The 26,629-nt window shown below is 47.2% G+C and carries 23 protein-coding genes and 1 riboswitch; of the genes, 8 read left to right on the forward strand and 15 right to left on the reverse strand.

Going from position 1 to position 26,629, the window contains the following annotated elements; genetic code table 11:
- Positions 1–145: 145 nt before the first annotated feature.
- The gene (locus I8U23_RS09600) at positions 146–1,405 is read right to left on the reverse strand and encodes an aspartate kinase (RefSeq protein WP_037993341.1); all 1,260 of its coding nucleotides are present in this window, start codon (positions 1,403–1,405) and stop codon (positions 146–148) included.
- A gap of 112 nt (positions 1,406–1,517) precedes the next feature.
- Positions 1,518–1,702, reverse strand: a riboswitch (Lysine riboswitch).
- A 195-nt stretch (positions 1,703–1,897) separates the two neighbouring features.
- Here I8U23_RS09600 and I8U23_RS09605 point away from each other — a divergent pair.
- Positions 1,898–2,071 (forward strand): twin-arginine translocase TatA/TatE family subunit, encoded by a 174-nt coding sequence (locus I8U23_RS09605; protein ID WP_062842883.1) that lies wholly within the window; start codon positions 1,898–1,900, stop codon positions 2,069–2,071.
- On the opposite strand, the gene I8U23_RS09610 is transcribed toward I8U23_RS09605, so the two are convergent.
- From I8U23_RS09610 to uvrC, 4 genes are all read right to left on the reverse strand, one after another.
- Complete coding sequence (locus tag I8U23_RS09610; protein WP_049719808.1) at positions 2,068–3,633, reverse strand: phytoene desaturase family protein; 1,566 nt, start codon at positions 3,631–3,633, stop codon at positions 2,068–2,070. The two genes, I8U23_RS09605 and I8U23_RS09610, sit on opposite strands and share 4 nt — an antisense overlap.
- An 8-nt stretch (positions 3,634–3,641) precedes the next feature.
- Entirely contained in the window at positions 3,642–4,403 is a 762-nt protein-coding gene (locus tag I8U23_RS09615; protein ID WP_049719807.1) for a lysophospholipid acyltransferase family protein, read from the reverse strand.
- 204 nt (positions 4,404–4,607) lie between these two features.
- Positions 4,608–5,105: a DnaD domain protein gene (locus tag I8U23_RS09620; protein WP_037993345.1), complete on the reverse strand. Its 498-nt coding sequence runs from the start codon at positions 5,103–5,105 to the stop codon at positions 4,608–4,610.
- Positions 5,106–5,177: 72 nt separating this feature from the next.
- On the reverse strand, positions 5,178–6,944 hold the full coding sequence (uvrC, locus tag I8U23_RS09625) for an excinuclease ABC subunit UvrC (protein ID WP_255359646.1): 1,767 nt from the start codon (positions 6,942–6,944) through the stop codon (positions 5,178–5,180).
- A gap of 237 nt (positions 6,945–7,181) precedes the next feature.
- Between uvrC and I8U23_RS09630 the strand changes: the two genes are divergently transcribed.
- Positions 7,182–7,949, forward strand: a complete 768-nt coding sequence (locus tag I8U23_RS09630; protein ID WP_049719805.1) for a hypothetical protein — start codon at positions 7,182–7,184, stop codon at positions 7,947–7,949.
- Positions 7,950–8,012: 63 nt separating this feature from the next.
- On the opposite strand, the gene trxA is transcribed toward I8U23_RS09630, so the two are convergent.
- From trxA to I8U23_RS09660, 6 genes are all read right to left on the reverse strand, one after another.
- Positions 8,013–8,336, reverse strand: a complete 324-nt coding sequence (trxA, locus tag I8U23_RS09635; protein WP_049719804.1) for a thioredoxin — start codon at positions 8,334–8,336, stop codon at positions 8,013–8,015.
- A 170-nt stretch (positions 8,337–8,506) separates the two neighbouring features.
- Positions 8,507–9,493, reverse strand: a complete 987-nt coding sequence (locus tag I8U23_RS09640; protein ID WP_037993353.1) for an electron transfer flavoprotein subunit alpha/FixB family protein — start codon at positions 9,491–9,493, stop codon at positions 8,507–8,509.
- 19 nt (positions 9,494–9,512) lie between these two features.
- Positions 9,513–10,292 carry an electron transfer flavoprotein subunit beta/FixA family protein gene (locus I8U23_RS09645; RefSeq protein ID WP_037993355.1) on the reverse strand — a complete coding sequence of 260 codons (780 nt, stop codon included), beginning with the start codon at positions 10,290–10,292 and terminating at the stop codon, positions 9,513–9,515.
- A 30-nt stretch (positions 10,293–10,322) separates the two neighbouring features.
- A complete protein-coding gene (locus tag I8U23_RS09650; protein ID WP_037993357.1) occupies positions 10,323–10,907 on the reverse strand; it encodes a fatty acid metabolism transcriptional regulator FadR in 585 nt (194 codons plus the stop codon).
- A 139-nt stretch (positions 10,908–11,046) separates the two neighbouring features.
- The gene (locus I8U23_RS09655) at positions 11,047–12,750 is read right to left on the reverse strand and encodes an AMP-binding protein (protein WP_037993359.1); all 1,704 of its coding nucleotides are present in this window, start codon (positions 12,748–12,750) and stop codon (positions 11,047–11,049) included.
- A gap of 215 nt (positions 12,751–12,965) precedes the next feature.
- Positions 12,966–14,459 (reverse strand): spore germination protein, encoded by a 1,494-nt coding sequence (locus tag I8U23_RS09660; protein WP_037993360.1) that lies wholly within the window; start codon positions 14,457–14,459, stop codon positions 12,966–12,968.
- Positions 14,460–14,557: 98 nt separating this feature from the next.
- On the opposite strand from I8U23_RS09660, the gene I8U23_RS09665 reads away from it, so the two are divergent.
- The 4 genes from I8U23_RS09665 to I8U23_RS09680 all read left to right on the forward strand — a co-directional run bounded on the left by I8U23_RS09665 (position 14,558) and on the right by I8U23_RS09680 (position 18,149).
- Positions 14,558–14,746: a hypothetical protein gene (locus I8U23_RS09665; protein ID WP_037993363.1), complete on the forward strand. Its 189-nt coding sequence runs from the start codon at positions 14,558–14,560 to the stop codon at positions 14,744–14,746.
- Between the two features lie 229 nt (positions 14,747–14,975).
- Complete coding sequence (locus I8U23_RS09670) at positions 14,976–16,295, forward strand: helix-turn-helix domain-containing protein (RefSeq protein ID WP_049719803.1); 1,320 nt, start codon at positions 14,976–14,978, stop codon at positions 16,293–16,295.
- Positions 16,296–16,441: 146 nt separating this feature from the next.
- Positions 16,442–17,833, forward strand: a complete 1,392-nt coding sequence (locus I8U23_RS09675; RefSeq protein WP_082813468.1) for an RsmB/NOP family class I SAM-dependent RNA methyltransferase — start codon at positions 16,442–16,444, stop codon at positions 17,831–17,833.
- Between the two features lie 121 nt (positions 17,834–17,954).
- A complete protein-coding gene (locus I8U23_RS09680) occupies positions 17,955–18,149 on the forward strand; it encodes a hypothetical protein (RefSeq protein ID WP_037993365.1) in 195 nt (64 codons plus the stop codon).
- Here the strand turns inward: I8U23_RS09680 and I8U23_RS09685 are convergent.
- A complete protein-coding gene (locus I8U23_RS09685; protein WP_049719802.1) occupies positions 18,146–19,168 on the reverse strand; it encodes an aromatic acid exporter family protein in 1,023 nt (340 codons plus the stop codon). The two genes, I8U23_RS09680 and I8U23_RS09685, sit on opposite strands and share 4 nt — an antisense overlap.
- A gap of 333 nt (positions 19,169–19,501) precedes the next feature.
- On the opposite strand from I8U23_RS09685, the gene I8U23_RS09690 reads away from it, so the two are divergent.
- Together I8U23_RS09690 and I8U23_RS09695 are read left to right on the forward strand one after the other, a co-directional pair.
- On the forward strand, positions 19,502–19,723 hold the full coding sequence (locus I8U23_RS09690; RefSeq protein ID WP_037993367.1) for a hypothetical protein: 222 nt from the start codon (positions 19,502–19,504) through the stop codon (positions 19,721–19,723).
- Positions 19,724–20,005: 282 nt separating this feature from the next.
- The gene (locus I8U23_RS09695; RefSeq protein ID WP_231564558.1) at positions 20,006–21,094 is read left to right on the forward strand and encodes a S8 family serine peptidase; all 1,089 of its coding nucleotides are present in this window, start codon (positions 20,006–20,008) and stop codon (positions 21,092–21,094) included.
- A 135-nt stretch (positions 21,095–21,229) separates the two neighbouring features.
- Here the strand turns inward: I8U23_RS09695 and I8U23_RS09700 are convergent, their stop codons facing one another.
- The 3 genes from I8U23_RS09700 to polX form a co-directional block, all read right to left on the reverse strand.
- Entirely contained in the window at positions 21,230–23,584 is a 2,355-nt protein-coding gene (locus I8U23_RS09700; RefSeq protein WP_037993464.1) for an endonuclease MutS2, read from the reverse strand.
- 98 nt (positions 23,585–23,682) lie between these two features.
- Positions 23,683–24,696: a spore cortex-lytic enzyme gene (gene sleB / locus I8U23_RS13755; RefSeq protein ID WP_037993371.1), complete on the reverse strand. Its 1,014-nt coding sequence runs from the start codon at positions 24,694–24,696 to the stop codon at positions 23,683–23,685.
- A gap of 161 nt (positions 24,697–24,857) precedes the next feature.
- Positions 24,858–26,582: a DNA polymerase/3'-5' exonuclease PolX gene (gene polX / locus I8U23_RS09710; protein WP_084712877.1), complete on the reverse strand. Its 1,725-nt coding sequence runs from the start codon at positions 26,580–26,582 to the stop codon at positions 24,858–24,860.
- Positions 26,583–26,629 lie beyond the last annotated feature (47 nt).

The following is a 26,629-nucleotide window of genomic DNA, read 5'->3' on the forward strand; positions in this document are numbered from 1 at the left end:
TCCGGTCACAGCGCAAACCCATCCTCTTCCGCTGTGTTCTTATTTCATGATGAAGAAAAAACTGCATATTAAATATTATTCTATAAAAAACAGAGTAACCCTTTGCACGGGTCATCCGTTCATGAAAAAAGAGAGCCGATCAAGATCAGCTCTCTTTGGCCACTCCCTGCAGAACGGGTTCTTTCCCTTCGGTTTGATCCAACCCGAAAGCCGTATGAAGCCGGCGCACGGCTTTTAATGCCACTTCCCTGTCCACCACACAAGAAATTTTGATTTCAGATGTCGAAACCATTTTCACCCGGATTCCGGCTTCACTCAGCGTGGCAAACATTTTCGCGGCCACCCCCGGCTTCGTCATCATGCCCATCCCCACTGCAGACACCTTGGCAAGACCGGACTCGGAAATCAACTGGGCATAACCCAGGGAATCTTTTGCCGATTCTAATAATTCAATCGTTGCATCCTTTTCAGATTCTTGCACACTGAAAGCCACATCGATCTCCTTATGGTCATGTTCACTTTGCACAATAATATCTACATTGATATTCGCTTCACCGATGAGTCCGAATAATTGCGACAACATATTTTCGCGGTTGGGCAGGCCCAGCACTTTGATTCTTGCTACATCGAGATCATGAGCGATGCCCCGTACGTTTAATTCGTTTTCCACGGTTTTCTCCCCTTTCACCCATGTTCCGGGTTCATCCACAAAGCTGGAACGGACCACCAACCGGACTTGATGATGGAGCGCCGTTTCCACCGAACGCGGATGAAGAACGCCGGCTCCCAAGTGTGCCAGTTCGAGCATTTCTTCATAAGTGATTTCATCCATTTTCCGGGCGGCGGGCACCACGCGCGGGTCAGCTGTAAAGACCCCGGTCACATCCGTGTAAATTTCACAACAATCCGCCCCCAGGGCTGCCGCCAAAACAACCGCCGTTGTATCGGAACCTCCGCGTCCCAAAGTGGTGATCTCATTCTCCGGGGAAATCCCCTGAAATCCTGCAACCACAACGACTTCACCCTGTTTCAGGCATTCAAGCACGGCTTCGGTGCGGACTTTTGTCACCCTTGCTTTTCCATGCGCATGATCGGTTTGGATTCCGGCTTGCCACCCCGTCATGGATCTTGCTTTCAATCCCCGTTCTTTGAGCGCCATCGTCAACAAAGCGATGCTGACTTGTTCTCCAGTGGCCAAGAGCATATCCATCTCTCTCGGTTCCGGATGCGGACTGATCTCATTGGCCAGATGAACCAGCTCATCTGTGGATTTTCCCATCGCTGACACCACGATGACACACTGATGTCCCTGCCTTGCGGTTTCAGCGATCCGGTCTGCCACTTTATGAATCCTGGCGACATCGCCCACCGAAGTACCGCCAAACTTTTGCACAACGATCCCCATGGTTCCTCTCCTCTTTCCTCAGCTGGACTAAACTCGCTCAGAAAAAACAGAAGGCCACAGCAGAGATAGCTTGCTGTCGCCTTGGTTTCCAACGCTCCAGCCCGCATATTCCCTGCGGATTAGCTCTCCACAAAAGCCGTGGCTTCTGTGACAGTGTTGCCCCTGTTCGAGCACAACACCAGCTTGTGTTCAATCGGGATTTCCCACAAGCTTCGGCGGCATTTTCCTTTCCTTGTCCATCCTCGTGTCCCGACACTCCGGACAAGTACTCATAAAAGCCGCGCCTCTAGTCCACATGATCAGCGAGCAATATTTATTCATTGTCCTGATTTTTTACGATCTTACCATAACCGGGTTCCGGATTCAATCCATTCAAACACTTTTTTTCTTTAAATCAAAGAAAAATCTTCACGGGAAACGACTGACAAAAAGCATCACTGGTACAAACCGGATTGAAAGATTATAATAAACAACATAAAGGGGTGAAATTTCATGGCAAACATCGGATTACCCGGACTGATCATTATTCTGGTCGTTGCCTTGTTATTGTTCGGGCCCAAAAAGCTGCCCGAGCTGGGACGGGCCACCGGACAAACATTGAAATCTTTCCGCGATGCCTTAAACGGCAAGGAAAAAGAAGAAGAAAAAAACTCTCAAAAGGATTAATCGTTCATTCCTTTCTGCTGACTGGAAACCGGTGCCTTGTCAGCAGTTTTTATTTTGGAAGCATGACGGGCTTCTTTCTTTAATTGCTTTGCTTTCCGCTTTTCTTCCAATCCCATGAGGTATTCATGATCATCGCGAAGAATCCGTGCCACATGGAGCCCGCTTAAAGCCGAGGCGGAAACACCTCCGTGGCCCGGATAGGTCGTGGATCCCGTGTAATACAGGCATTGCACTTTTTTATCTTTCATGGGCGGACGGATCAAAGACCGGAAACCGTGAAAAGCCCGGCCGTTTAAGGCTCCGCCCTTGGCACCGGTTAATTCCTCCAGCTCAGCCGGCCCCATGATTTGCTCCGTTTCGATGTGATCTTTCAAATCTTTCAATCCCCATACTTTATCCAGCAAAAACAACAATCGTTCCCGGTAGGTTTCCATATTCTCCCGGCTTCCTGAGGGCACCGGCACCATCACCGTGAGATTGCTGGCTCCTTCCGGTGCGCGGTCCGGTTCGGACACACTGGAATTTCCGACATAGATAAGAGGAGACTCCGGCCATCTTTGTTGTTCAAAAATATCGATATACTGCCGGCCGACATCATCCGGATAAAAATAGTTGTGGTGCAACAATTGCGGATAGCTTTGCTTTACCCCGAGCAACCACAAAATCCCGGAACTGCTCATCCGCTCCGGTTTGTCTTCTTTCCTTCCCAGGAAGTATTTTTTCGTTACTTGCACGTCCACATTGCTGATGACAAAATCCGCTTCCCATTTTTCTCCGCCCGCCTTGACCCCTGACGCTTGTCCTTCTTTGACCAGGATCTCTTCCACCTCGCAAGAGGTATGTATCATCACCCCCACCTTTTCGGCCAACCGGACCAACGCTTCCACCAAACGCCGGTTCCCGCCTTCGACATAGCTTAACCCGTGCACCATCTCCAGATAACTTAAGATCGCCAACGCTGCAGGCGCCTGATAAGGAGAAGAACCCACGTACAGTGCATACCGGTTCATCATGGCGATCAGCCGGTGGTCCTTGAAGTAGCGGCGGTGAAAAGCATCCAGCGATTCAAACGGGCGGGCTTTCAAACCACGCCAAATCGCTTTGTTCCGGAAAAAATCGGTCCAACTGCGGTTGGGTTTTCGTATCACATAATCTTCAATCACTTCATACATCTGCTGCACTTCGGACAAATAATCAAAAAAACGGTTTTGCTCTTCCTGGGAAAAAGCTGTCAATTGTTCCATCATATAATCCGGATCGGCCGACAAATCAATGACCGTTTTATTATAAAAAAAATGGCGGCTGTTGACCGGAAGCGGAATAAAACGCAAGTCGGGATCCATTTCCTCTCCTGCTTCCCGGTAAACTTCCCCGATCACTTCCGGCATCATGACCGGCACGAATTCCCCATCAAAAAAGTAAGAATTCAGCTGAAAAGAACGACATCGCCCTCCCAACTCTTTTTGCTTTTCCAGCAAGGTGATTTCATAGCCATATGCCGCCAGCCGGATCGCGGCCACCAGTCCGGCAATCCCGCCTCCAATGACAATTCCCTTTTTCATGGAGTGTGTCACCCTTTCTTTATTTTCTGTATCCATTGTTCAATTTGCTTTTTCCAATCTTCTACCGGCGGCCACGGATGGTCCCCGGCCATGGTTCCTGCCAGTACACACTCAAAATCGCCAAGATTTTCGGAAATCACCTGTTCCTTGACCATATCCAGATGATAGGTGAGTTCCTTGCTGCAGGCGGCAATCCATGCCCGGCGGTTTCCCTGTTCAAAAGTGGAAGGCACAATCGGTGCAGACAATTGGATGCAAGCTTCCGGAGAGGGTCCGGTCATGGAATAATAAAACGCAACCGGCACCACTTGCACATGTTTCACCTTTTCAAGCAATGAGCCCAGTCCCGGCAAAAAACGAAGCGGGCGAAAATCCGGATGTTTCACTTCTCCCTGCCCGAAAACCCAAAGCGAGCCAAATCTTCCATCCAGGATCTCTGCACCGTGTTCCAAAGCTTCTTGAATTTGTTGATAGGAATCCCCGTCAAAAGAGAGCACCTCTTCCTGCCCCAGCCATCCATACGTGTCGGTTTCCTGTTCATTGAGCAAAAAATAAGCATTTTGCCGCAAGTAATTCCGGCTGATCCACATGGCCAGGTAAAGATCCCACCAGCTTGCATGATTGGCCATATATAATGTAGGAATCGAAACGTTGATTTGTTCGCTGCATCGGACATACACACGGGCAAAGTGTTTTTTTAATTTCCTTGTCAAATAAACCTGCCAAACCCAATCGGCCACGAGGTTTTGTTCCCCGGATTTTTCCCTCATACGCATTTCTCCTTTCCCCGATTTTCTTCTGAAACAAACATAAGGATCTGTATCGAAAATGACGCCCTGTATACTTTCTTCGTAAATTCTTGTTCTTTTCGGCCGGGAAGACTTCCTGCCAAGCACCAGACCAATCAAGGATTATAACCGATTCACCCCAAAAAGAAAAAAGACCCCTGCAGGCCTTTTTCATCTTTTTCCTTTTTATTTCATCAGATTAGACAATCGTTTCAGATGTGATTCAATTTGATCCAATTGTTGATCCATGTTCAAAAAGGATTCTTTGATTTCCTTCCGCAACTCATGCAGCTGTCTGGCAAGCAAAGCAATATTGGTCTCCACATATTCCATATTGTATTCCCGGCTTTCCGGGTTGGAGGTGCGCGAAACATCAGGGGATGAAGACGGGTGTTTCCGCTTTTGCAAACTTTTCAAATAATGCAATGCTTCTTTTCCCGTGGAAATGTTTCTCCGGAATAAGTCTTCAGCCAGGTTGAGCACATCGGCACGGATGATCTTATAGTTATTTTCCAACATGCAAAATTCGAGTAAAACGTTGATGACCCCGTTGGAAAAAGAATACCTTTCTTTTAATTCATAAATCAACTGCACCATTTGTTTCGAAACAGCTTGTCCCCTTGAATATTGACGAAGAAAATAAACAGGATCCATGGCTTCAATTTTCTCATGAATGTCACGCACCAAGAAGTCCCCCTTACATCATCAAATGATCGATTGGTAAAAAAGATCCTCACCCTCCCGACGGCGAGGATCTTATTGGTTTAACTCCTTCAGAATGGTCCGGGCCAGCTGATCGCCAATACCCGCCTTCCGAAACTCTTCAATGGAAGCTTTTTTCATGTTTTCAATGGATCCAAAATGTTGATAAAGCAGTTGCTTTCGTTTCGGCCCGACTCCCTGGATTTTATCCAATTCGGATTGGAACATGCTTTTGCCGCGAACCTGCCGGTGAAACGTGATGGCAAAGCGGTGTACTTCTTCCTGAATGCGCTGGATCAGGAAAAAAGTGTCGCTTCCCCGCTCCAGCTTCACTTCCTCCACCGGATCCCCGGCCATCAGTTTGGCTGTTTGGTGTTTGTCATCTTTCACCATGCCGCCGACCGGGATAAACAATCCCAATTCGTTTTCCAACACATCCACGGCCGCATGGATTTGCGCTTTTCCGCCGTCCACCAAGACCAAATCCGGCAACGGACGGTTTTCTTTCAAAACGCGCGTATAACGGCGCCGGATCACTTCCCGCATGGTTTCCACGTCATTGGGGCCGGAAACGGTCCGGATCCGGTATTTGCGGTATTCTTTTTTGGCCGGTTTTCCATCGATAAAACATACCATCGCCGACACCGGATCGGTCCCTTGGATATTGGAGTTGTCAAATGCTTCAATCCGGCGGGGCAACCCGATGCCAAGCGCCCGGCTCAAACCTTCCAACGCATTCCACGTTTTTTGCTCGTCCCGCTCCAACAATTGGAAACGTTCTTTCAAGGCAATCTCCGCATTTTCGGTGGCCATGTTCACCAGATTCTTTTTGTTGCCGCGCCGGGGAACATGAATGTGAACTTCCGGAAGCATTTTTGTGAGAATATCCGGATCCACTCCTCGGGGCAAATGAATTTCTTTCGGGAGTGTAGGCATTTCGTGATAAAACTGGGCGACAAAAGAAACAAAATCTTCTTCTGCCTCGTGGTAGTGCGGAAACACCGATACTTCCCGTTCAATCAATTTTCCCTGGCGCACAAAAAACACCTGGACACACATCCAGCCCTTTTCCGCCGCATAGCCGAAGATGTCCAAATTCTGTTGAGCGGGAAGGACAATGTTTTGTTTTTCAATGGTTGAGTCAATATCCAAGAGCAGGTCCCGGTACTCTTTGGCTTGTTCGAACTCCAAGTTTTCCGCTGCTTCTTCCATTTTTCTTTGCAATTCTTTTTTCAGTTCCGTAACTCCCCCGTTTAAAAAGCGGACGATTTCCTTCGTTATTTTCTCGTAATCGTCCGGATCCACATCCATTTCACAAGGAGCCAGACATTGTCCCATATGGTAATACAGGCATACCCGTTTGGGGATTGTTTTGCACTTGCGCAGCGGAAACAAGCGGTCCAATAACTTTTTGGTGTGTTGAGCCGCTCCGGCATGGGGATAAGGTCCGAAGTATTTGGAACCATCCTTTTTTAAGTTCCGGGTCACTTCCAGGCGGGGATGTTTTTCTTTGGTCAGCCGGATGTAAGGGTACGATTTGTCATCTTTTAACATCACGTTATATTTCGGGCGGTGTTTTTTGATCAAATTCAACTCCAGAATCAAAGCCTCCACGTGATTGGACGTGACAATGTACTCAAAATCGGCGATATCCATCACCAAGCGTTGGGTTTTTCCGTCATGGCTCCCCGTAAAATAAGAACGAACCCGGTTTCGCAAATTTTTCGCCTTGCCGACGTAAATCACTTCCTGGTCTTGATTTAACATCAAGTAACAACCGGGTTTTTCCGGCAACAGAGACAGTTTGTCTTTTATCTCCAAACAAGTCCCCCCTCCTGGATTTAATTTCATTTATATCCATAAACATTTTTCTGTTTGCCAAGTTAACTATTTATAGTTTAGCATATTACCATTCGCTCCTCACGAAAAAAGATTGCGCATCTTCCGCACAGATCATTCATAAAATTCGAAATAAAACTTGAAAAAATACACAACATATTTTAGTATAAAGATCTGTACTGTCTCAATAAATACATAAATTTATGTAGGTGATTTGATATGTTTTTAAAAGACCAAGTCCAAAAAAACCTTTATCTGTCTTATCTGATTGTCTCCTTGCTCTTAGCGGTCTTTACATTTTTTATCAATGTGAATATCGATCCGGTAACCAAAGAACCAACAGCCTGGGCCTTTGTATTTATCATCATTTTAATCATATTAACTCCTGCCCTTAGCGGGGGAATTATGTCGGTGACCATTTCCGCTCACTATAAAAGTGAAGCTTCCGTTCAAGTTTTGCTTCAGGAAATGTTGCCGAATTACTGGAAAATTTTAAGACTCGGTTTATGTATTTATTTATTGTCCATTCCGGCTGTGCTGGTTACTTTTTTAGCGGTTTTTCTCTTTTTATTTTTTCCTCCGTTGGCAGTTTTGGCAGCCATATTGCTTTCAATTGGCTTGATTGCTTTGTTGTCTTATTTGTCTGTTCAATCTTCGGTTCTGGTTTTAAAAGACGGAATAAAGAGCTGGCAATCGATTAAACATGCCTTTGTTATGCTGAAAAAAGCTTTCACAAAAATTTTTCTTTCTCTTCTGACTGCATTTGGGTCCTACCTTGCTCTTTCAATTATTTTCTGGTTGGCGGGATCTTTGCTCATCATCGCCATTTACATGGTGTTTGGATTTTCGGACTCACATCCTGTTATCTTATGGATTGCAAGTTTGGTAGCACAACTTACAATCACCTTCCCGTCACTGTTTGCTTTATCCGTTTATGTCAAAAGATACAAAGACAAAATTGAACCGGAATTCAATCCGGCTGATTGAGAGGCCGTTTAAGATCATAAAAACAAAAGGCGATGCCAACCGGCATCGCCTGATGAACATCCATCAAACATATTCTTTCAACCAGGCTACCAATTGTTCTTTCGGTTGAGCCCCGACCATTTTGGAAACCATTTCCCCGTCTTTGAACACCATCAAAGTCGGCACACTCATGACTCCAAACTTCCCGGCCGTTTCAGGGCTGTTGTCCACATTCACTTTGGCAATTTTCAATTGGTCGCCCATTTCTTCATCCACTTTTTCCAATTCGGGTGCCAACATGCGGCACGGACCGCACCACGGAGCCCAAAAGTCAACCAAAACGGTCCCGGCTTCTTTGCTTTGTACTTCTTTATCAAAATTTTCATCGGTAATTTCCACGATTGCCATAAGTTACTGCCTCCTTATTTTGCTTGCGCATCATGATCCAAACCAAAAATATCTTTGGCTTTCACAGTGTAGTATACCACTTTAGAAAAAAAAGTACCAAGTCATTTTGTAAGTAAACCAAAAAAGAAGAGCACCACCCGTGTGCTCTTCTTTTTAAAACCAATCTTTTCTTATTGTTGTTCACCCAACAACTTTTTAAACTCTTCCGTCAGCATCGGAACCACTTCAAACAAGTCGCCGACGATGCCGTAATCCGCCACTTGGAAAATCGGAGCTTCCGGGTCTTTGTTGATTGCAACGATGACTTTGGAGTTGGACATCCCTGCCAGGTGCTGGATCGCTCCTGAAATTCCGCAGGCAATGTACAAATCGGGGGTCACCACTTTACCGGTTTGGCCGATTTGCAACGCATAGTCACAATATCCGGAATCGCAAGCCCCCCGGGAAGCGCCGACGGCTCCTCCCAATACATCCGCCAGCTCGTACAAGGGTTTGAATCCTTCCTCGCTTTTCACCCCGCGACCGCCGGAGACGACCACGCGTGCTTCGGTCAAATCCACGCCATCCGAAGCTTTTTTAACCACATTTTTAACAATGGTCCGCAATAAATCTTTATCCAGATCCACGCTGAGCGCCTCAACATCCGGCGTGCGGCTGGTATCCGGCTCTTCCTGAGGAATATTGTTGGGACGGAATGTTGCAAAGATCACGCCGTCTTTCACCACTTTTTTCACAAACGCTTTCCCAGCGTAGATGGGGCGGGTGAAGACAATGTTTCCATCTTCCACCTCAATATTGGTGCAATCGCTGATCAACCCGTAACCCAAACGGGCCGCAATCCGCGGGCACAAATCTTTTCCCACCGCCGTGTGGCCGGTAAAAATCACATCCGGGTTGACATGCTCAATCACTTTTTTAAAGGCTTGGAAATATGCATCTGTAGTATATTGATCCAATTCGCCGTTTTCCACAACGATCACTTTATCGGCGCCATGATGAGCCAGCGGTTCGGCCAAATCTTTGGCAAAACTTCCGAATACCGTGGCGGTTACCGTCCCGCCTTCTGCCACCTGTTTTGCCGCTGCCAGCGATTCAAATGTCACATTTCTGAGTTTCCCCTCACGCACGTCTGCAAGAACCAATACATGTTTGCTCATGATTCGCTCCTCCTCGCTGTTAAATCACCTTTGCTTCAGAGTGCAACAATTGAACCAATTCTTTTACCTGATCTTCCAACTCGCCTTCCAAAATTTTTCCTGCTTGTTTTTTGGGCGGCAGGAATACTTCCGTCGTTTCGGTTTTGGCCTGAATTTCTTCTTCTTCCAGGTCCAAATCATCCAAATCCAAACGGGAAAGCGGTTTCTTTTTGGCTTTCATGATTCCGGGAAGCGAAGGATAACGAGGATCATTCAATCCTTGCTGTGCCGTCACCAAAATCGGGAGGGTTGATTCGATGTATTCAACATCCCCTTCCACGTCTTTTTCCACTGAAACTTTTTCGCCCTCAATTTCCAATTTGGTAATGGTGGAAATATGGGGAATCCCGAGCAATTCAGCCAGTCTGGGCCCCACTTGGGCAGACCCGTCATCCACAGCCATGTATCCACACAAAATAAGGTCATATTCCAGGTCTTCTTCTTCGATCGTCGCAGCCAGGATTTGAGCAACGGAATGTTCATCCAGTTCTACATCCAGATCTTCGGTATCGACAATGACTCCTTTGTCCGCCCCCATGGCCATGGCGGTGCGAAGTGCTTGTTCAGCCCGTTCCGGACCAATGGTGATGACCGTCACTTCCCCGCCGTGTTCTTCTTTCAGGCGGACGGCTTCTTCCACCGCATATTCATCATAAGGGTTGATCACAAACTCGACGCCATCCTCACTGATCTGACCATTTTCAATTGTGATTTTTTCTTCGGTGTCAAACGTCTGCTTGAGACAAACGAGAATGTTCATCTTCCACTCCCCCTTGTTGTCGGCTGTTTTTTATTTCTTCATCCCATGAATGAATAAACGGTGAATCTCGTTGATCTGGTCCAACAGGCTGTATTTAAAACCATTCATAATCCAAGATGTCACCGTTTCATCCAAGGTTCCAAACACCATTCTGCGGGCAATCCGCACATCCAGATCTTCGTGAAACACACCTGTCTTTTTACCGTTTAAAATGACATTGTCAATGATATCCAAGTACCTTTTTAAAATATTGTTGATTCCTTTTCGCACTTCCGGATTGGACTGCCTCAGTTCGATTTGGGTAACCAGTGCCAATTTGCGGTCTTTTTCCAAGTTTTCGAAATGGAGTTTGATCAAATGGTACAGTTGCTCTTCAGGGGATGTGATTTGGCTCAATTCTTTTTCGGCCTGGCTGATAAAAGAACCCATTTTTTCATCAAACAGTGAAACCAAGACATCATCCTTGTTTTCAAAATAAAGATAGATGGTACCGTCAGCCACCTTGGCTTCACGGGCAATTTTAGATATCTGGGCATTATGATAACCATATTCGGCAATCACTCTTACTGCAGCATCAATGATTGCTTCATATTTTTCCCCGGTTCTTTTTGCCATCTTTCCATATCCTCTCCGGCTTTTATGAATGACTATTCATTCAATTTTTAGTTTAGGATAACCGCTTTCAATTGTCAATTGATTTGAACAGATTTTATTATATCAAATTAATCCTATTATAGAAATTTTCAAGATAAATTTATGCATTTTTCTTGGTTAATTGGGAAGACCGTTCTTTTTCTTCATCCATCAACACCCGCCGCAACACTTTTCCGATGGAGCTTTTGGGCAATTCCTTGCGGAACTCATACAAGCGGGGGACTTTAAATTTGGCCAGCCGTTCGCGGCAGAACCGGTCCAATTCCTTTTCGGTCACCGAATACCCTTCTTTTAAAACGATGAATGCTTTCACCGTCTCGCCCCGGTAATCATCTTTCACGCCGATGACCGCTGCTTCTTTGACCGCTTCATGTTCGTACAGGATATCTTCGACTTCCCGGGGATAAATGTTAAACCCGCCTGCAATGATGACATCTTTCTTCCGGTCAAGAATATAGAAATAACCGTCTTCATCCATTTTGGCAATATCCCCTGTACACATCCATCCGTCTTTCAACACTTTCTCCGTTTCATCCGGACGGTTCCAATACCCTTTCATCACTTGCGGACCTTTGACTTGCAATTCCCCCTCATGTCCGGGAGGAAGCACTTCTCCTGTTTCAATGTCAACAATTCTCGCATCGGTATCCGGCCAAGGCAAACCGATGGTTCCGCTTTTTTTGCGGTCCCACAACAAATTGGCATGGGTTACCGGGGAAGTTTCCGTCATTCCGTATCCTTCCACCAACAAGCCACCGGACAACTCTTCAAACTTTTCCTGAACCTCCAGCGGAAGCGGTGCCGAACCGCTCAAGCAAGCATCCACCGAGGACAAATCGTATTGACTGATCTTGGGATGATTGATCAGCCCCACATACATCGTGGGAGCCCCGGGGAAAAAGGTGGGTTTGTGTTCTTGAATCTTTTTCAACACGAGATCCGTGTCAAACTTAGGAATCAAAATGATTTTTGCTGCCATTTTCATTCCCAGGTTCATCACGGTGGTCATGCCATACACATGAAAAAACGGCAAAGCCCCGACAAAGGATTGCGGCTCGGTTCGTTTGGTCTTATACAACCACGCTTCGGCCTGGCAACAGTTTGCCACCAGATTGCGATGGGTCAACATCGCCCCTTTCGCAAACCCTGTCGTCCCTCCGGTATATTGGAGCAACGCAATGTCATCCACTGACTCAAAAACCGGCTCCATCGGCTCGGGATCCGACTTTTTCAAAAGAGAAACAAAAGAATACGTGTCCCCGCCATAGTTAACGCTTACACTTTCGCCCGCAAGTTTGGATTTAAGCTGAAACAGCCAGTTTTTCGGAACAGGCAGATAATCGCACAACCGGGTTACGATCACCCGTTTCAGTTTTGTTTCCGGTTTTACTTCCTGCACCCTCGGCCACACCAAATCCAGGCAGACAATCGTTGTGGCCCCGGAGTCAGCCAATTGGTGCTTCAGTTCTGTTTTCATATATAACGGATTAATTTGAACCACAATGCCGCCGACCATCAAGACCGCATAATAAGCAATGATTCCCTGAGGCGTGTTTGGGAGCATGATGCCCACACATTCCCCTTTTTGCACTCCCAATTCTTTCAAAGCGGCGGCAAACCGATAAACTTCATCCAACAACTCCCGAAACGTCATACTTTTCCCCATAAAATCAAAGGCATCCCGCTCTGGATAATCTTTTGCGGCATCAAGCAGAAACTGTGTTAACGGAACTTCAGGATAGTCCAAAGTTGCTGGAACTTCCGGAGGATAATGACGAAGCCATATTTTTTCTTTTTCAGCCATCTGAACTCCTCCTTTTTCGACTGAATAGTCATTCATAATTTTATATATTTTTATAATAAAAAATAATTAACTAAAAGTTATTTTATCTAATTTCACGTTATTTTTAAAGATTAGTTTTTTGGAAATATTCGATATCTGTGTGTTTTTTTGCCATAAAAAAGGCAAGGCGTCTCCCTGCCTTGCAAAATTTCTTTGTGTTTGAGCCAAAACCCCCGTCATGTTTCCGGCTTTGCCTGCCGATCCGGATCTTGCGGAGCAATGCCGCTGGGTCTTTTCGTTTTGTTGGGCATGGGTGTCCGGATCAAAATATCCAGCATGGCCTTTCCGTTAAACGGAATCAACGGCCATAAATAAGGGGTTACCAATACTTCAATCCGTGCCAGCCAGACAATCCAGGCGATGCAGGCAATGATAAATCCGGCCCATCCAAAGAGTGCCGCTGCGACCAACAATCCGAAGCGGACCATTTTGTTTGCCATCCCCATCTCATAACTGGGGGACGCAAACGTTCCGATCACTGCCAATGAAACATACAGAACCACTTCCGGAATGAACCATCCGATTTTGATCCCGATCTCTCCCAATAAAACGCCGGCTATCAATCCCATCGCCGTCGCCAGCGGAGAAGGGGTGTGGATGGAAGCCATCCGCAAAATTTCCACCCCGGTCTCCGCAATGAGAATTTGAACAAAAAGCGGAATGTCCGCGGTGTTTTGCACGGCAAGAAATTGAAGAAAAGAAGGAAGGGATTCGGGACGCGTGGAAAGCAAATACCAAAGCGGCAACAAAAAAATCGAAACACCCATCGCCAGAAACCGGATCAAGCGTAAAAATGCACCGACCACCGGTTGTTGCCGGTACTCCTCTGCATGCTGCAGATGATGAAAAAATGTGGATGGGGTGATCATCACACTGGGAGACGTATCCACATAAATCAGCACATGCCCTTCCATCAGGTGAACCGCCGCCACATCGGGGCGCTCCGTAAAGCGCACCATCGGATAAGGATTCCAATAACGTTTAAACAAATGCTCTTCCAATGTTTTTTCCGCCATGTGCAAACTGTCTGTATCAATCTTTTGAATCGCCTCCCGCAACTCATTCACCACGCGGGGATCCGCCAAATCTTCCACATACGAAAGGCAGACATCGGTTTTTGACCGTCGCCCGACTTGCATGTGTTCCATCCGCAATCCGGGATCCCGCACATGCCGGCGTGTCAAAGCCGTGTTAAAAATCAGCGTTTCGACAAACCCGTCTCTGGCGCCCCTGACCACTCTCTCAATATCCGGCTCCTCGGGACCGCGTGCCGGATAAGTCCGGGCATCAATGATGACGGCTGACGATTCGCCTTCAATCAACATGGCGGTGGCACCGGACAACACCGAAGTGACGATTTGCTTCACCTGATCGGTCAATTCCGCTTCCACATAGGCGATTTCCCTCTTCAACAGCCGTTGCAAAGCATCGGTCTTCAAATCTTCCGCCCTCAAATCGGCGAGGCGGTCCATGATGTAATTCATGATTTCATCCTTCACAAAACCGTCCACAAAATAGAAGGCGCATGCTTTTTTTCCATAAGTCATCGGACGGCAAATCATATCAAAACTTTGACCGACTCCCAAAATCTCATTCAACATTTCGGTGTTTCGTTCCAAATCCTTATGAAGCGATGCATGCTCCCACCACTGGGTTTTGAGCTCACTCATCCGAAATCCACCTTTTCGATTGTCTGCATCCAGTCTCCATTATTGCCCGGCTCCGAAAGAGTTAGACCCCGGCGGAATCCAAAGATTTTTTAACCCGGATGACTGGATTCCCGGATCTAAAAATCAACCGATACGGAGCGTTTGAGCTGCACGATGATCCGTCCCGCATCCGATTAAGCGAAGCTCATTCAGCTTATCAGTGGATCTCCGAAGGGGAAGTCCAACATTACCTCCTGAGCGAGGAAACCAAGGATTCCATCTTGCGGGGCTTTCATCTGTCCGGGTGACAAGCGGTCTTTCCGGCACATCACGGATGAAGCCCGGATTCGTTACAACATCGTTTATTTCATTAAAGTTCCATGATTTTTAAATGAGTGCCATCCCGCAAAAACCGCATGAACTCCTCCATCGAATAAAAAAGCCATTGATTAAACCTTAAAAATTTATACCCCTGCGAAGAAAATATATAGACAAATATGATATTTCAAAATATGATAGAGGCAAGAGGTGATCTTTTTGAACGAACTTGATTTAAAAGTTTTGGGAGAAGCTTTGCGAAAAGTCCGCAAAAAGCGGGGACTCAGACTGGTGGATTTGGAGGATGATCAAATTTCATTCGCCACCATCTCCAGCATTGAGCGCGGCGTTCCCACCGTCAAACCGCAGAACCGGCTTTATTATTGCCAAAAACTCGGATTTGACGTTTCCCAACTTCCCTCCCTGATTCATCAGGAAAACGGCGAGCGCAATAAAACGGAAAACTTGCTCTTTTTAATTGAAACCTGTATACGTTTGGATTGCGATGCAGCTTTGGAACAGCTCCGCAAATTGCAATCCCAAGGAAAAGAATATTATTTAGACAAGATTTATTATTTAAAAGGCTTGTGCTATGTGAAGAAAAATAAACTAAAAAAAGCGGAACATTTTTTTCTCCAATCCATCCATGCCATCGAAAAGAAAAATCACGCCTCCGACTCCCATATCAAATCGGCTTGCCTGTATGAACTGGGGCAAATATATTACCTCCGGGATCATTTATATAAAGCGCTGGATTATAACGAACAAGGGCTGAACGCCTTTCAACCGGGAGAAAACCCTTCCGATCTTTATGATTATTTAATGATTGCCAAAGCCACATATCTGGAAAAACTGTACCGGACTGATGAAGCTTTGCAAATATTGAATGAATTATGGGAAAGAATCGGACAAATCAACAGCCTGAAAGTCAAACTATATATGTATGAATTAAAAGCTGCTTTGTTAAATAAAAAGAAAAAATATGATGAAGCCTTAAAATACGCCCGGGAAGGACTACATATCGCGCGTACAAACGGCGCACACGAACAGGCGGTCGAATTGTTGACTGTTTGGGGAAACATCCTGCAAAACGCCAATGACTACCAGACTGCCGAAAATTGTTATCAACTGGCTCTCCGCTTGGAAAACAAGCTGAAAGACAAAAAAGTTTTACTCGTGTCAACCCTGACCCGGCTTGGGAAATTATACAGCAAGATGAACAAAAGCCGCGAAGCATACCTCAGCTTGTCAACGGCTGTGGAACGCGGAAAAAAATATAATGACTCCCATCGCTACTGTGAATCGTTAATGGCTTTGGGCGATTATTACATTGAAAACGGACAATATCCGAAAGCCGTCGATCCTTACGAAGAAGCCTTGCACATCGCCAGTTCCTGCAACTTTACCCGGCTCATGGAAAAGGCCTTGCTCAATTTATCCGAATGCTGGAATAAATTGGGAGAAAAAGAAAAATACATAAAAATGCTGGGTGAATTGCAACAACTCCGGTTACGGGATCTGGAAGTCATGGAAGTGTAAATGCAATTTCCTTCACTGCGGCATCCCCCCTTTGGAAGAATGAGTTTCCTTTACCGGGGGATGCTATTTTCATCACCGGATTTTTCATCTGTGGTATAATAGTGCCTGATTTTTTGGATGGAGCTTAACTTTAAGGAGGAAATACTGTGCAATCTCTTCCGCAAGACTTCTTGGAACTGATGAAATCCCTGTTGGACGATGAATATCCGGCATTCCTCAAAACTTATGAATCAGCTCCGGTTCGCAGTTTACGTGTCAACACGTTGAAAACCGGACACCTCTCCTTCCCGGAAAAAGTTCCTTTCCGGCTGGAACCGGTTCCATGGTGCCCGCCGGCTTTTTATTATGACCACGAACGGGACCGTCCGGGGAAACACGTTTACCATGCAGCCGGTTTATACTACATTCAAGATGCCAGCGCGATGGCTCCGGCAGAAGCCCTTTCCGCCAAGCCGGGAGAAAAAATTTTGGATTTGTGCGCCGCTCCGGGAGGAAAAACCACACAGCTGGCCTCCCAGATGCAAGGAGAAGGGGTCCTGGTTGCCAATGAAATTGACGGCAAACGGATCAAAGCCTTGGTGGAAAACCTGGAACGCTGCGGAGTTACCAATGCCGTCATTCTGAATGAAACCCCCGCCCATCTGGCAGCCCGTTTCCCCCAATATTTCGACGGCATTTTGATTGATGCCCCTTGTTCTGGAGAAGGCATGTTCCGGAAAGACCCTGAAACCGCCACCCGCTGGAGCCTGAAAGCGGTTGAGAAATGCGCGGAATTACAATATGAAATTCTCACTGCCGCTGCCCCGATGTTGCGTCCGGGCGGCCGGTTGGTCTATTCGACATGTACGTTCAACCCGACGGAGAATGAGCAAGTCATCGCATCCTTTTTAGAAAATCATCCAGGTTTTGAGATCAAATCGATCCAAGCGGCTCCCCACTATCAACCGGCACGTCCCGATTGGGCAGGCAACCGGGTACCCGCATTAAATCAAGCATGCCGCCTTTGGCCTCATCACTTGAAAGGAGAAGGCCACTTTGTCGTGCTTTTGGAAAAAAAAGAAGATCAGGAAAGCAGAAAAGCCCGGCCCGGCAAATACCCGCCCGTTCCACAACCGGCGGCAAAAGTGTGGAAATCCTTCATTCAGGAAACTTACAACCAAACGGATCTTTCAGAAGGGACTTTCACCATGTACGGCGATCATCTTTATCAAGTACACCCGGATCTCCCTTCATTAAAAGGTTTGCGGGTGGAAAGGCCCGGCAGATACCTGGGGCAGGCCAAACGCAGCCATTTTGTGCCTTCCCACGCCTTGGCACTCTCCAGCCTTCCGGAACAGGTGAAACAAACCTGTGATTTTCAAGCGGATGATCCCGATCTTCTTCTGTATTTGCAGGGAGAAGCCTTGCCGAGCGATCTGGCCAAAGGCTGGACGCTGGTCACGGTGGACGGATATCCGCTGGGCTGGGGAAAAGTTTCCGGCCGTTTATTGAAAAACCATTATCCCAAATGGTTACGCTGGGATCGCACATTGAAATAAAAAAAGACGGGAGATATCCCCCGTCTTTTTTTATTTTTAATCATAAATCCCCTTTTGTCTCACATAGGTTACGGTAGATGAATCATTTTAAAGAGACAGAACCCAGGGAGGGGTTGCCCCGGTGGAAAAAAAGCCGTCCGATACCTGGCCGAAATATCTTCCCTACACCCAGGTGGCCATGGGAATGATTCAACCTGAATGGTTGTTTATGTCACATTTTTTTGAGGACCCGGAAGAAGAGGAAGAGCAAGAACCGCCACCTCCGGCTGTCAAACCCCGCAACATCCGGATCAATATCCGTCCCCGCAGACGCTAGCCTTGTGACTTTTTCTTCCACCTGACCACCGGGAACAGGCGAAAAGGCCTTTTTTCTTTTTGTTTTTTCTCTCCTTTTTCCTTCCATAATTTCTTCTTAATCATCAAGTAGCGGCGCATTTCATTGATAAAATACAGATAAGCGGCATGCGTTTCAAATTCTTCTTTTGTCGCAGGCAAAGGAGAATTATGAAAACTTTCCCTGATCTCTTGCAACCGGTCTAGGAACACTTGTGAGGAATCGCCGTAATGAATGGCATCCGCTACATCCTCCAGAAATCCGGCAATCATTTGCCCCTGTTCACTGCTGTTGTTTAAAGTGGAAACGGTCAGCGCAATCCGTTCCAAAACTTCAAACTGTCGCTCTCTCATTTCAAAATACTGGTAATAATCAAGAGCTGATCCGTTGAATTGATTTTCGATATCCCTGACAGCCAGCTCTTTGGCTTCCTTTAACCATTGCGCCGTCTCCGTGATTTGTTTCCCGTCCCAATACCGCTCGGGTTCACGGAGATAAGCGGCAAATTCCCGCAAGATAATCTTAAAATTTTCTTCGATTTTGTGCCGGTACGCTTTCAGCTCTTTTTCCGCACTGGGAATGTATGCATTGAGCAGAACCGCCATGCCGATTCCGATCACCAATAACATGATTTCATTGACGATGATCTCCACATTGACATCTTTCAACAAATAAAGATGCAGGATAACCACCGCACTGGATACAATCCCGTCTTTAATATTTAAATAAACATTCATCGGAATCAACACGAGCAACAATAAGGTCAACGTCCAGGTATGATAACCAATCCATTCAAAAAAGACGGCTGAAATCCCCAATCCCGCCAAAGAGCCGAAAAAACGTTCCCATGCCGTTTGATAAGATTGCTTCTTTGTCGTTTTAATGCAAATCATCGTAATGATTCCGGCTGCCGTATAATATTGCAGTCCCATCCATTGCGCAATGGAAATGGATAACGCAATGCCGATCGCCGTTTTAATGGTTCGGTATCCGATTATCATGCACACTCACTCTTTTATTTTTCTGATCTTGAATCACTATATACCATCATATGACGGCAGTGCCCAAGGTGCAAGCAAAACCGGCAATCAAAAATGCGCTGAACAGTTCGAAGCCGGCAGACGCCACTTTGTGACAAAAACATCAACGATACGGACCATGTTTCTCCGGAAAACTCAACTGTCTGGATAAATACATGCAGGAGAAAATCACTTTTTTCGGTTCGGGGAAACCGATCTTTTTTCAATTTTGTAATTTCCCAGGAAATCAGTGGTTCATTTTCAAATCTGGTATGATATGAATGTCGGGGATTTTACGGCAAGGAGAAGGTTTCAATGAATACATCCGTCATCAAAAACATTTCACCCAAAAAAACTTATTATCACTTATTGGCATCCAGTTACCAACGGGCTTTACATCTGCTTTCCCAAACGGAAACAGATCCGGTGAGACAACGGGATACCATGGCGTATTTACATCAATTACAAAAAGAGATACAACAGTTTGCGGAAGATCACGAAAAAGCGGTAACCAGCCATCCCGGAAGGGAGCCGTGAACCGACAACCCGTTTCAGGAGCTGATGATGCGATGATGGTCAGCTCTTTTTTTAAATTCCAAATTGTTAAAAATTAAAGGAGGATATATTACTTTTTTGTAGAAAATTATTTATGGATAAAATAAAAAGGAGGGTTGCCACCACTTACCTTTTTGTTTTGTTGTTTTGCTGAAAAATCAGATAAGGGGATCTCATCAAGAAACAGGAGGAGAAAAAATGAAACGTTTCCTGAGTGTTGCCACGGCACTGTTATTGGTTGTCCTTCTTGCAGTGCCCGGAACCATGTTTGCCGCCAGCCCTGCCTCAACCGATGACTATGTGCCGGGTGAGTTGATTGTGAAGTTTAAAGATGGCATCTCCGCCCAATCCACCCAATCGATTCACGCACAATACGGGGCCAAGTCGATCGAAAAATCCAAATATTTGGGTTTTGAAGTGGTTAAGTTTGATGGTTCGGTTGAAAAAATGATCGAAAAATACAAAAACAATCCCAATGTGGAATATGTTGAACCCAACCATTACGTTCACATCATGTGGACACCCAATGACCTTACCAGTCGCCAATGGGGACCGCAAAAAGTCCAAGCTCCCCAAGCTTGGGATGTCACCCGCAGCAGCAGCAGCACGGTGATTGCCATCGTGGACACCGGAGTCCAAACCAATCATCCGGATTTGCAGGGAAAAATCGTCCAAGGGTATGACTTTGTCGATAACGACAGCAATCCCCAAGACGGGAACGGACATGGAACCCACTGCGCAGGAATTGCCGCTGCCGTGACCAATAACGGAACGGGAATTGCAGGAATGGCTCCCAACGCCTCCATCATGCCGGTTCGCGTGCTGAATAACAGCGGAAGCGGAACCATGGCAGCCGTTGCCAACGGAATCGCTTATGCCGCCCAAAACGGGGCAGATGTCATCAGCTTGAGCTTGGGTGGCACTTCCGGAAGCTCGGCCTTGCAAAGCGCCGTTCAACAAGCTTGGAACAGCGGAGCTGTCGTCGTTGCCGCTGCAGGAAACAGCAGCAGCTCCACTCCCAACTATCCGGCTTATTACTCTCAAGCCATTGCTGTCGCTTCCACCGATTCCAATGACAGCCTGTCTTACTTCTCCAACTACGGAAGCTGGGTGGATGTAGCCGCTCCGGGTTCCAACATCTACTCCACCTACCTCAACAGCAGTTATGCATCCTTGAGCGGAACCTCCATGGCCACACCGCATGTGGCAGGACTTGCCGCTTTGTTGGCCAGCCAGGGCCGCAGCAACTCGCAAATCCGGGCTGCCATTGAAAATACAGCCGATAAAATCAGCGGCACCGGAACTTACTTCCAACACGGAAGAATCAATGCTTACAAAGCCGTCAATTATTAATAAAGAAGGAGGGGATTCCCTCCTTCTTTTCATGCATAAAACATAAAGAAAATAACCCCTGCTATGAAAAAAAGCAAAGAAATGGTTCCCAAGATCCATGGCAAGTGTTTCATCGGTTTCCTCCATATGCAATCTTTACTTCAATTCGACCACCGTCACGCCGGATCCGCCTTCATTATGGTTGCCCAAACGAAAACTTTTCACATGCCGGTGGCTGCGCAAAAACTTTTGCACTCCTTGGCGAAGTGCACCTGTCCCCTTGCCGTGAATGAGATGAATTTCTTTATAGCCCGCCAACAGGGCTTTATCCAAATAATTGTCGATTTCCAGCAATGCCTCTTCCACCAGCTTGCCCCGCAAATCGCACTCGGGTTTCACATTGGCAGACATCCGGTTGACCGTCGGCTTTATTTTCACGTCAGCCGGTTTTGGCGAAGAACGCTTTTCCAGCTGGTCTCGATGCATTTTCATCTTCAAAAAGCCGACTTGCACTTGATAATATCCGTCGCCCATATCCTCGGTGATGGTTCCGTTCTGATTCACAGACAAAACGCGAACTTCATCCCCCACGTTCAGTTTCTCGGCTTTGCCGGTGTTTTTCCTCGGCTTTTGCGGCAATTCCCAATCCGGCACGGCATTTTTCAGCCTGGCTTTTGCTTCATTCAATTCATGCTCTTTTAAATCCCCCGGCCGGGCTTTGGCCCATGCCCGCAATTGCTTCAAGACCTCTTCCGCTTCTCGCTCGGCATCGGCAATGATCCTTTGCGCCTCTCGACGCGCTTTTTCCTTGAGAGCGGCTTTTTCTTCCTCAAACTGTTCCCATTTTTCCCGGATATCCGCATACAAAGCTTCTGCTTCTTTCTGCAATGCATCCGCTTCCTTGTGCTTTTCCCGAGCCAGCTTCTGCTCAGTGGTCAAAGAAGAAATCATTTCTTCCAAGCTTTTTTCATCACTGGACAGATGTGCTTTGGCCCGCTCAATGATTTCTTCCGGCAATCCCAAACGGCGGGAGATGTTAAACGCGTTGCTGCGGCCGGGAACCCCGATCAACAAGCGGTAGGTCGGTTTCAATGTCTCCACATCAAATTCCATGCTGGCATTGACGGTTTTCGGATGATGATGGGCAAACAGTTTTAATTCACTGTAGTGGGTGGTCGCCATGACAAACGACCCTTTTTGGATCACATATTCCAAAATGGAAATGGCCAGCGCCGCCCCTTCTGTCGGGTCGGTTCCTGCGCCCAATTCATCGAACAATACAAGGCTTTTTTCATCCACCTGTTTTAAAATGCGGATAATCTTGGTGAGGTGTCCGGAAAAGGTACTCAAATTTTGTTCAATGCTCTGTTCATCCCCGATATCGGCATACACCCCGCCAAACACCGGCATGATGCTGTCTTCTTCAGCGGGAACGGGAATTCCGGATTGTGTCATTAAAGCAAACAAACCGACCGTTTTCAGTGTCACCGTTTTTCCTCCGGTGTTGGGGCCGGTAATAATAATGGCATGGTAATCATCCCCGATCGAAACTTCGATGGGAACCACATCTTCTCCTTTAATCAAGGGATGGCGGGCTTTTTTCAGGTGCAGTAACGATTCGGAAATCTCCGGGCAAATTCCCTTCACCCGATATCCGAACCGGGCACAAGCCATGATACAATCCAGGCTGGCCAAAATTTCCAGATTTCTTTTTAAGCTCTCCACTTCGGGGGCAATTTTCTCCGTCAGCTTTTTCAATACTTTTTCAACTTCCTGTTTCTCTTGCAACTCGAGCTGACGCAACCGGTTGTTCCATGACACCACCGCTTCCGGTTCGATAAATAACGTCGCCCCCGATGAGGATTGGTCATGGACAATTCCCGGGAACCGGGAACGGTACTCCTGCTTGACGGGGATGACATACCGGTCGAACCGCTGGGTGATGATGGCTTCCTGCATCATCTTCGTATAATGCGGATTGCGCAAGATTTCTTGTAATGTTTGTTGAATTTGCTTTTTCGCTTCCCCGATGCGGCTCCGGATTTTCCCCAATCCGGGACTGGCCTGGTCTTTGACAACTCCCTGTTCATCAATGCTTTTCAGGATTTCTTCTTCGACCCATTCCAAACTTTCAACCTGCTCGGTCAAACCACGCAGAATGGGAAGCGGCGCCTCTTCATCTTCCACTTGCCGCAAAAAGGACTTCACCTTGCGTCCGGCCGAAATGGTACCGGCGATGTCCAGACATTCCGATTCGGTCAAGACACCGCTCTTTTCAGCCCGCCGGACCGCTGCGCGTATATCCCGGACCCCTCCCAGCGGAAGGTCCCCTTTCAGCCGGATCAAGTCCATGCCTTCTTGTGTGGCTTGCAGGCGGTGTTTCACCTGATCCCTTTGGCCGGAAGGGGTTAATTGGCTGACTTTCTCTTTTCCCAAGACCGTTGCGGCCTCGCTTTTCACCATCTCTTTAACTTGGTCATATTCCAACGATTTCAGCGTCCACTGCTCCACGCCGGACAACTCCTCTTTCTTTTCAAAATCATTCTTTATTATAGCATTTCCTGTTAACGAAAAACCATCGAGCCGATCGAAATCAGCCCGATGGTTTTTCAGCGTGTGAAAATATGTTTCCCGATTTTTTTGATTTGCGGACGGTTCCAAATCCATTTGGAAGTTGCCCGTTCCGGGTTGAAGTAATACAATGCGCCTCCGGTCGGATCCCAACCATTTAAAGCATCCCTGACTGCTTTTTTGGCCGTTTCATCCGGCTGCATCCAGATTTGCCCGTCGGCCACCGCTTCAAATGCCAAAGGTTGAAAGATAATCCCGGAAATGGTATCCGGAAATTCTCTGCTTTCCAGCCGGTTCAAGATCACCGCGGCAATGGCAACCTGTCCGATGTAAGATTCGCCCCGCCCTTCCGCATAAACGGCTTGCGCCAACAGATGAATATCATTTTCTGACAAACCGTAACTGCTTTTTGGAATGGAAACCTGCTTGCTCTCTTGCGGCTGTTGCCACTTGGTTTCGGGGGCGTAATTTTTGGTTGCTTTCCTGAGTTTTTGCATTGTCTTCGGTCCCGCCACGCCATCCACTTTCAGGCCGAATTCATATTGGAACAACCGGACGGCGCGATACGTTCTTTCTCCAAAATTGCCATCCCATTTTCCGGTGTAAAAACCGATATGCTTGAGACGTCCCTGCAACTCCCAGACACCGCCGCCCCGGTTCCCGCGTTTTAGCACCGGTCCTTTCTTATTGGTCATTTCCGGTCGCCAATGCTTTGTCGATTGCCAAAGTTTCAATTTTGTCTTCGGACCGACCACTCCGTCAATCTTCAAGCCGAATTCATATTGGAACAACCGGACGGCCAAATAAGTGCGATGGCCAAATACTCCATCCACATCTCCGGTGTAAAACCCCAAAAGTTTTAAACGTCCCTGCAATTCATAAACATCGCCGCCTCTGGCACCTTTTTTGAGAATGGTGTCACCAAATGCTGTTGCCGACGACGCTGAAATCTTTTGTTGATCCGCCGCAAAAACCGGAGCCAACCATGCACTCACACAGAGACTGACGATCAAGCAAGACGCAAACCATTTCAAAGTTACACGATTGACCATACAAGCTCACAACCCTTTTTCTGGTTGATATTTACTGGTTATTATGCCAAGTCCCGTTCAAAATCATGCAGATTCCATCCACATCCACAAAACAAAAAAAGCCGGATCTTTTCCGTCCGGCTTTCAACGAAAAAATCCGGTTGACGAATCACGTCCGGCCGTTAATTCTTGTTAAGCACGGCTTTCAACCGGTCCAACGGGTATGCATTGATGACATCTTCTTTTTCCAACCAACCCCGGCGGGCGGTGGCAATTCCGTAAATGATGGAATCATACTCCGCGGTGGCGTGCGCATCAGTGTTGATCGTAAATTTTAATCCGTATTCTTCTTTGGCTTTCTTTAACAACCGGTCATTTAAATCCAAGCGATGCGGATTGGCGTTTAACTCCAAAATGGTGCCGGTCTCCCGGGCGGCTTGAAACAACCGGTCCACATCCACGTCATAAGCATCCCTCCGCAGTAACAACCGTCCGGTCGGATGCGCAATGATATTGACATAAGGATTTTCCATCGCCTGGATGATGCGGCGGGTCATGGTCGCTTCATCCTGCCGGAATTGTGTGTGCACCGATGCAATCACCAGATCCATCTGTTTCAGCAAATCATCCGGATAATCCAGGGTTCCGTCTGCCAGGATGTCGACTTCCGCCCCTTTTAAAATCTGAATTCCCAATCCCTCCCGGTTCAGCCGGTCGATTTCCTCCCATTGCTCATACACTTCATCCACTGTCAAACCGCCGGCAACCTTCAAAGACCGGGAATGATCCGTCACCGCCATGTATTCGTACCCTTTGGCTTTGGCAGCCAGTGCCATGTCTTTAATGGAATGCGCCCCGTCGCTGTACAGGGTGTGCGCATGTAAATCCCCGCGATAATCCTCCAATCGGATGAGCGAAGGGAGCAAGGACTGATCCGCTCTTTCCATTTCCCCGCGATCTTCGCGCAACTCCGGCGGAATGAAAGGAAGATGCAGGTGGGTAAAAAAATCGGATTCCTTTTCAAATTTTGCCGTTTGGCCGGTTTCGGCATCATAAATGCCGTATTCGCTCACTTTCCAACCATATTGTTTCGCCCGCTGACGGATGCGGATGTTAAATTCTTTCGATCCGGTGAAGTGACTGAGGGCACTGCCAAATTGGTCCGGGGACACCAGGCGCACGTCGACTCCCATCACCAGGCCTTCTGTATCCACGACAATACTGACTTTGGTTTCCCCTTGCCCGACAACTTGTGTCACTTCAGGCAATTGTGCAATCCGCTCCGCCACTTCGGCGGGTTGATTCGTCGCCAAAACAAAATCAATGTCTTTGATCGTTTCCTTAAACCGTCGGATGCTGCCGGCCAATTCCACCTTCTCCACCCCGGGAATGGCTTGCAAACGTTGTTGGATGACGGCGGCCACCGCCATGGCTTCATGCAGCAGAAAACGCTCGGGCCGCTTTTGAAATTGTTCGATGGCTTCCAGGATCTTTTTTTCTTTTTTGGGTCCGAATCCCGCAAGGGTTTGGATTTGTTTTTTCTCTGCCGCTTGTTTCAACTCGTCCAAATTGGTGACCGAAAGTTTGTGATACAACGTATGGATGGATTTCGGCCCCAATCCGGGCAATTTCAGCAACAACGGCAATTCCGGGGGCAATTCGGCTTTTAATTCTTCCAGATAACGGGAAGTGCCGGTGGCGACAATTTCACGGATCACTTCCGCCGTTCCTTTGCCGATTCCGGGAAGTTCAGGCAAACGATCCAACGCCTCCGCAATCTGAAAACGGCTGTTTTCAATCGTTCGCGCTGCCCGGCGGAAGGCGTTTACCTTAAAAACATTTTCCCCTTTGATCTCCATGTAATCAGCCAACGCATGCAAGGTGCCGGCGATTTGTTTATTGTTCAAAGCATTCCCTCCCGTTCTGCCTTCTTTCAAAAAAAGCAGCTGTCAGG

It is taken from the genome of Thermoactinomyces sp. CICC 10735 (genome assembly GCF_016055175.1).
Lineage (GTDB): Bacteria > Bacillota > Bacilli > Thermoactinomycetales > Thermoactinomycetaceae > Thermoactinomyces > Thermoactinomyces vulgaris.

Coding starts and splice junctions, on each gene's coding strand:
- I8U23_RS09665 (WP_037993363.1), top strand. CDS start 14,558: ATGACTGGATTCCCGGATCTAAAAATCAACCGATACGGAGCGTTTGAG.
- I8U23_RS09600 (WP_037993341.1), bottom strand. CDS start 1,405: ATGGGGATCGTTGTGCAAAAGTTTGGCGGTACTTCGGTGGGCGATGTC.
- I8U23_RS09660 (WP_037993360.1), bottom strand. CDS start 14,459: ATGAGTGAGCTCAAAACCCAGTGGTGGGAGCATGCATCGCTTCATAAG.
- I8U23_RS09645 (WP_037993355.1), bottom strand. CDS start 10,292: ATGAACATTCTCGTTTGTCTCAAGCAGACGTTTGACACCGAAGAAAAA.
- I8U23_RS09630 (WP_049719805.1), top strand. CDS start 7,182: ATGTTTTTAAAAGACCAAGTCCAAAAAAACCTTTATCTGTCTTATCTG.
- I8U23_RS09605 (WP_062842883.1), top strand. CDS start 1,898: ATGGCAAACATCGGATTACCCGGACTGATCATTATTCTGGTCGTTGCC.
- sleB (WP_037993371.1), bottom strand. CDS start 24,696: ATGGTCAATCGTGTAACTTTGAAATGGTTTGCGTCTTGCTTGATCGTC.
- I8U23_RS09610 (WP_049719808.1), bottom strand. CDS start 3,633: ATGAAAAAGGGAATTGTCATTGGAGGCGGGATTGCCGGACTGGTGGCC.
- I8U23_RS09615 (WP_049719807.1), bottom strand. CDS start 4,403: ATGAGGGAAAAATCCGGGGAACAAAACCTCGTGGCCGATTGGGTTTGG.
- I8U23_RS09650 (WP_037993357.1), bottom strand. CDS start 10,907: ATGGCAAAAAGAACCGGGGAAAAATATGAAGCAATCATTGATGCTGCA.
- I8U23_RS09685 (WP_049719802.1), bottom strand. CDS start 19,168: ATGATAATCGGATACCGAACCATTAAAACGGCGATCGGCATTGCGTTA.
- I8U23_RS09655 (WP_037993359.1), bottom strand. CDS start 12,750: ATGGCTGAAAAAGAAAAAATATGGCTTCGTCATTATCCTCCGGAAGTT.
- I8U23_RS09640 (WP_037993353.1), bottom strand. CDS start 9,493: ATGAGCAAACATGTATTGGTTCTTGCAGACGTGCGTGAGGGGAAACTC.
- trxA (WP_049719804.1), bottom strand. CDS start 8,336: ATGGCAATCGTGGAAATTACCGATGAAAATTTTGATAAAGAAGTACAA.
- I8U23_RS09690 (WP_037993367.1), top strand. CDS start 19,502: ATGAATACATCCGTCATCAAAAACATTTCACCCAAAAAAACTTATTAT.
- I8U23_RS09695 (WP_231564558.1), top strand. CDS start 20,006: ATGTTTGCCGCCAGCCCTGCCTCAACCGATGACTATGTGCCGGGTGAG.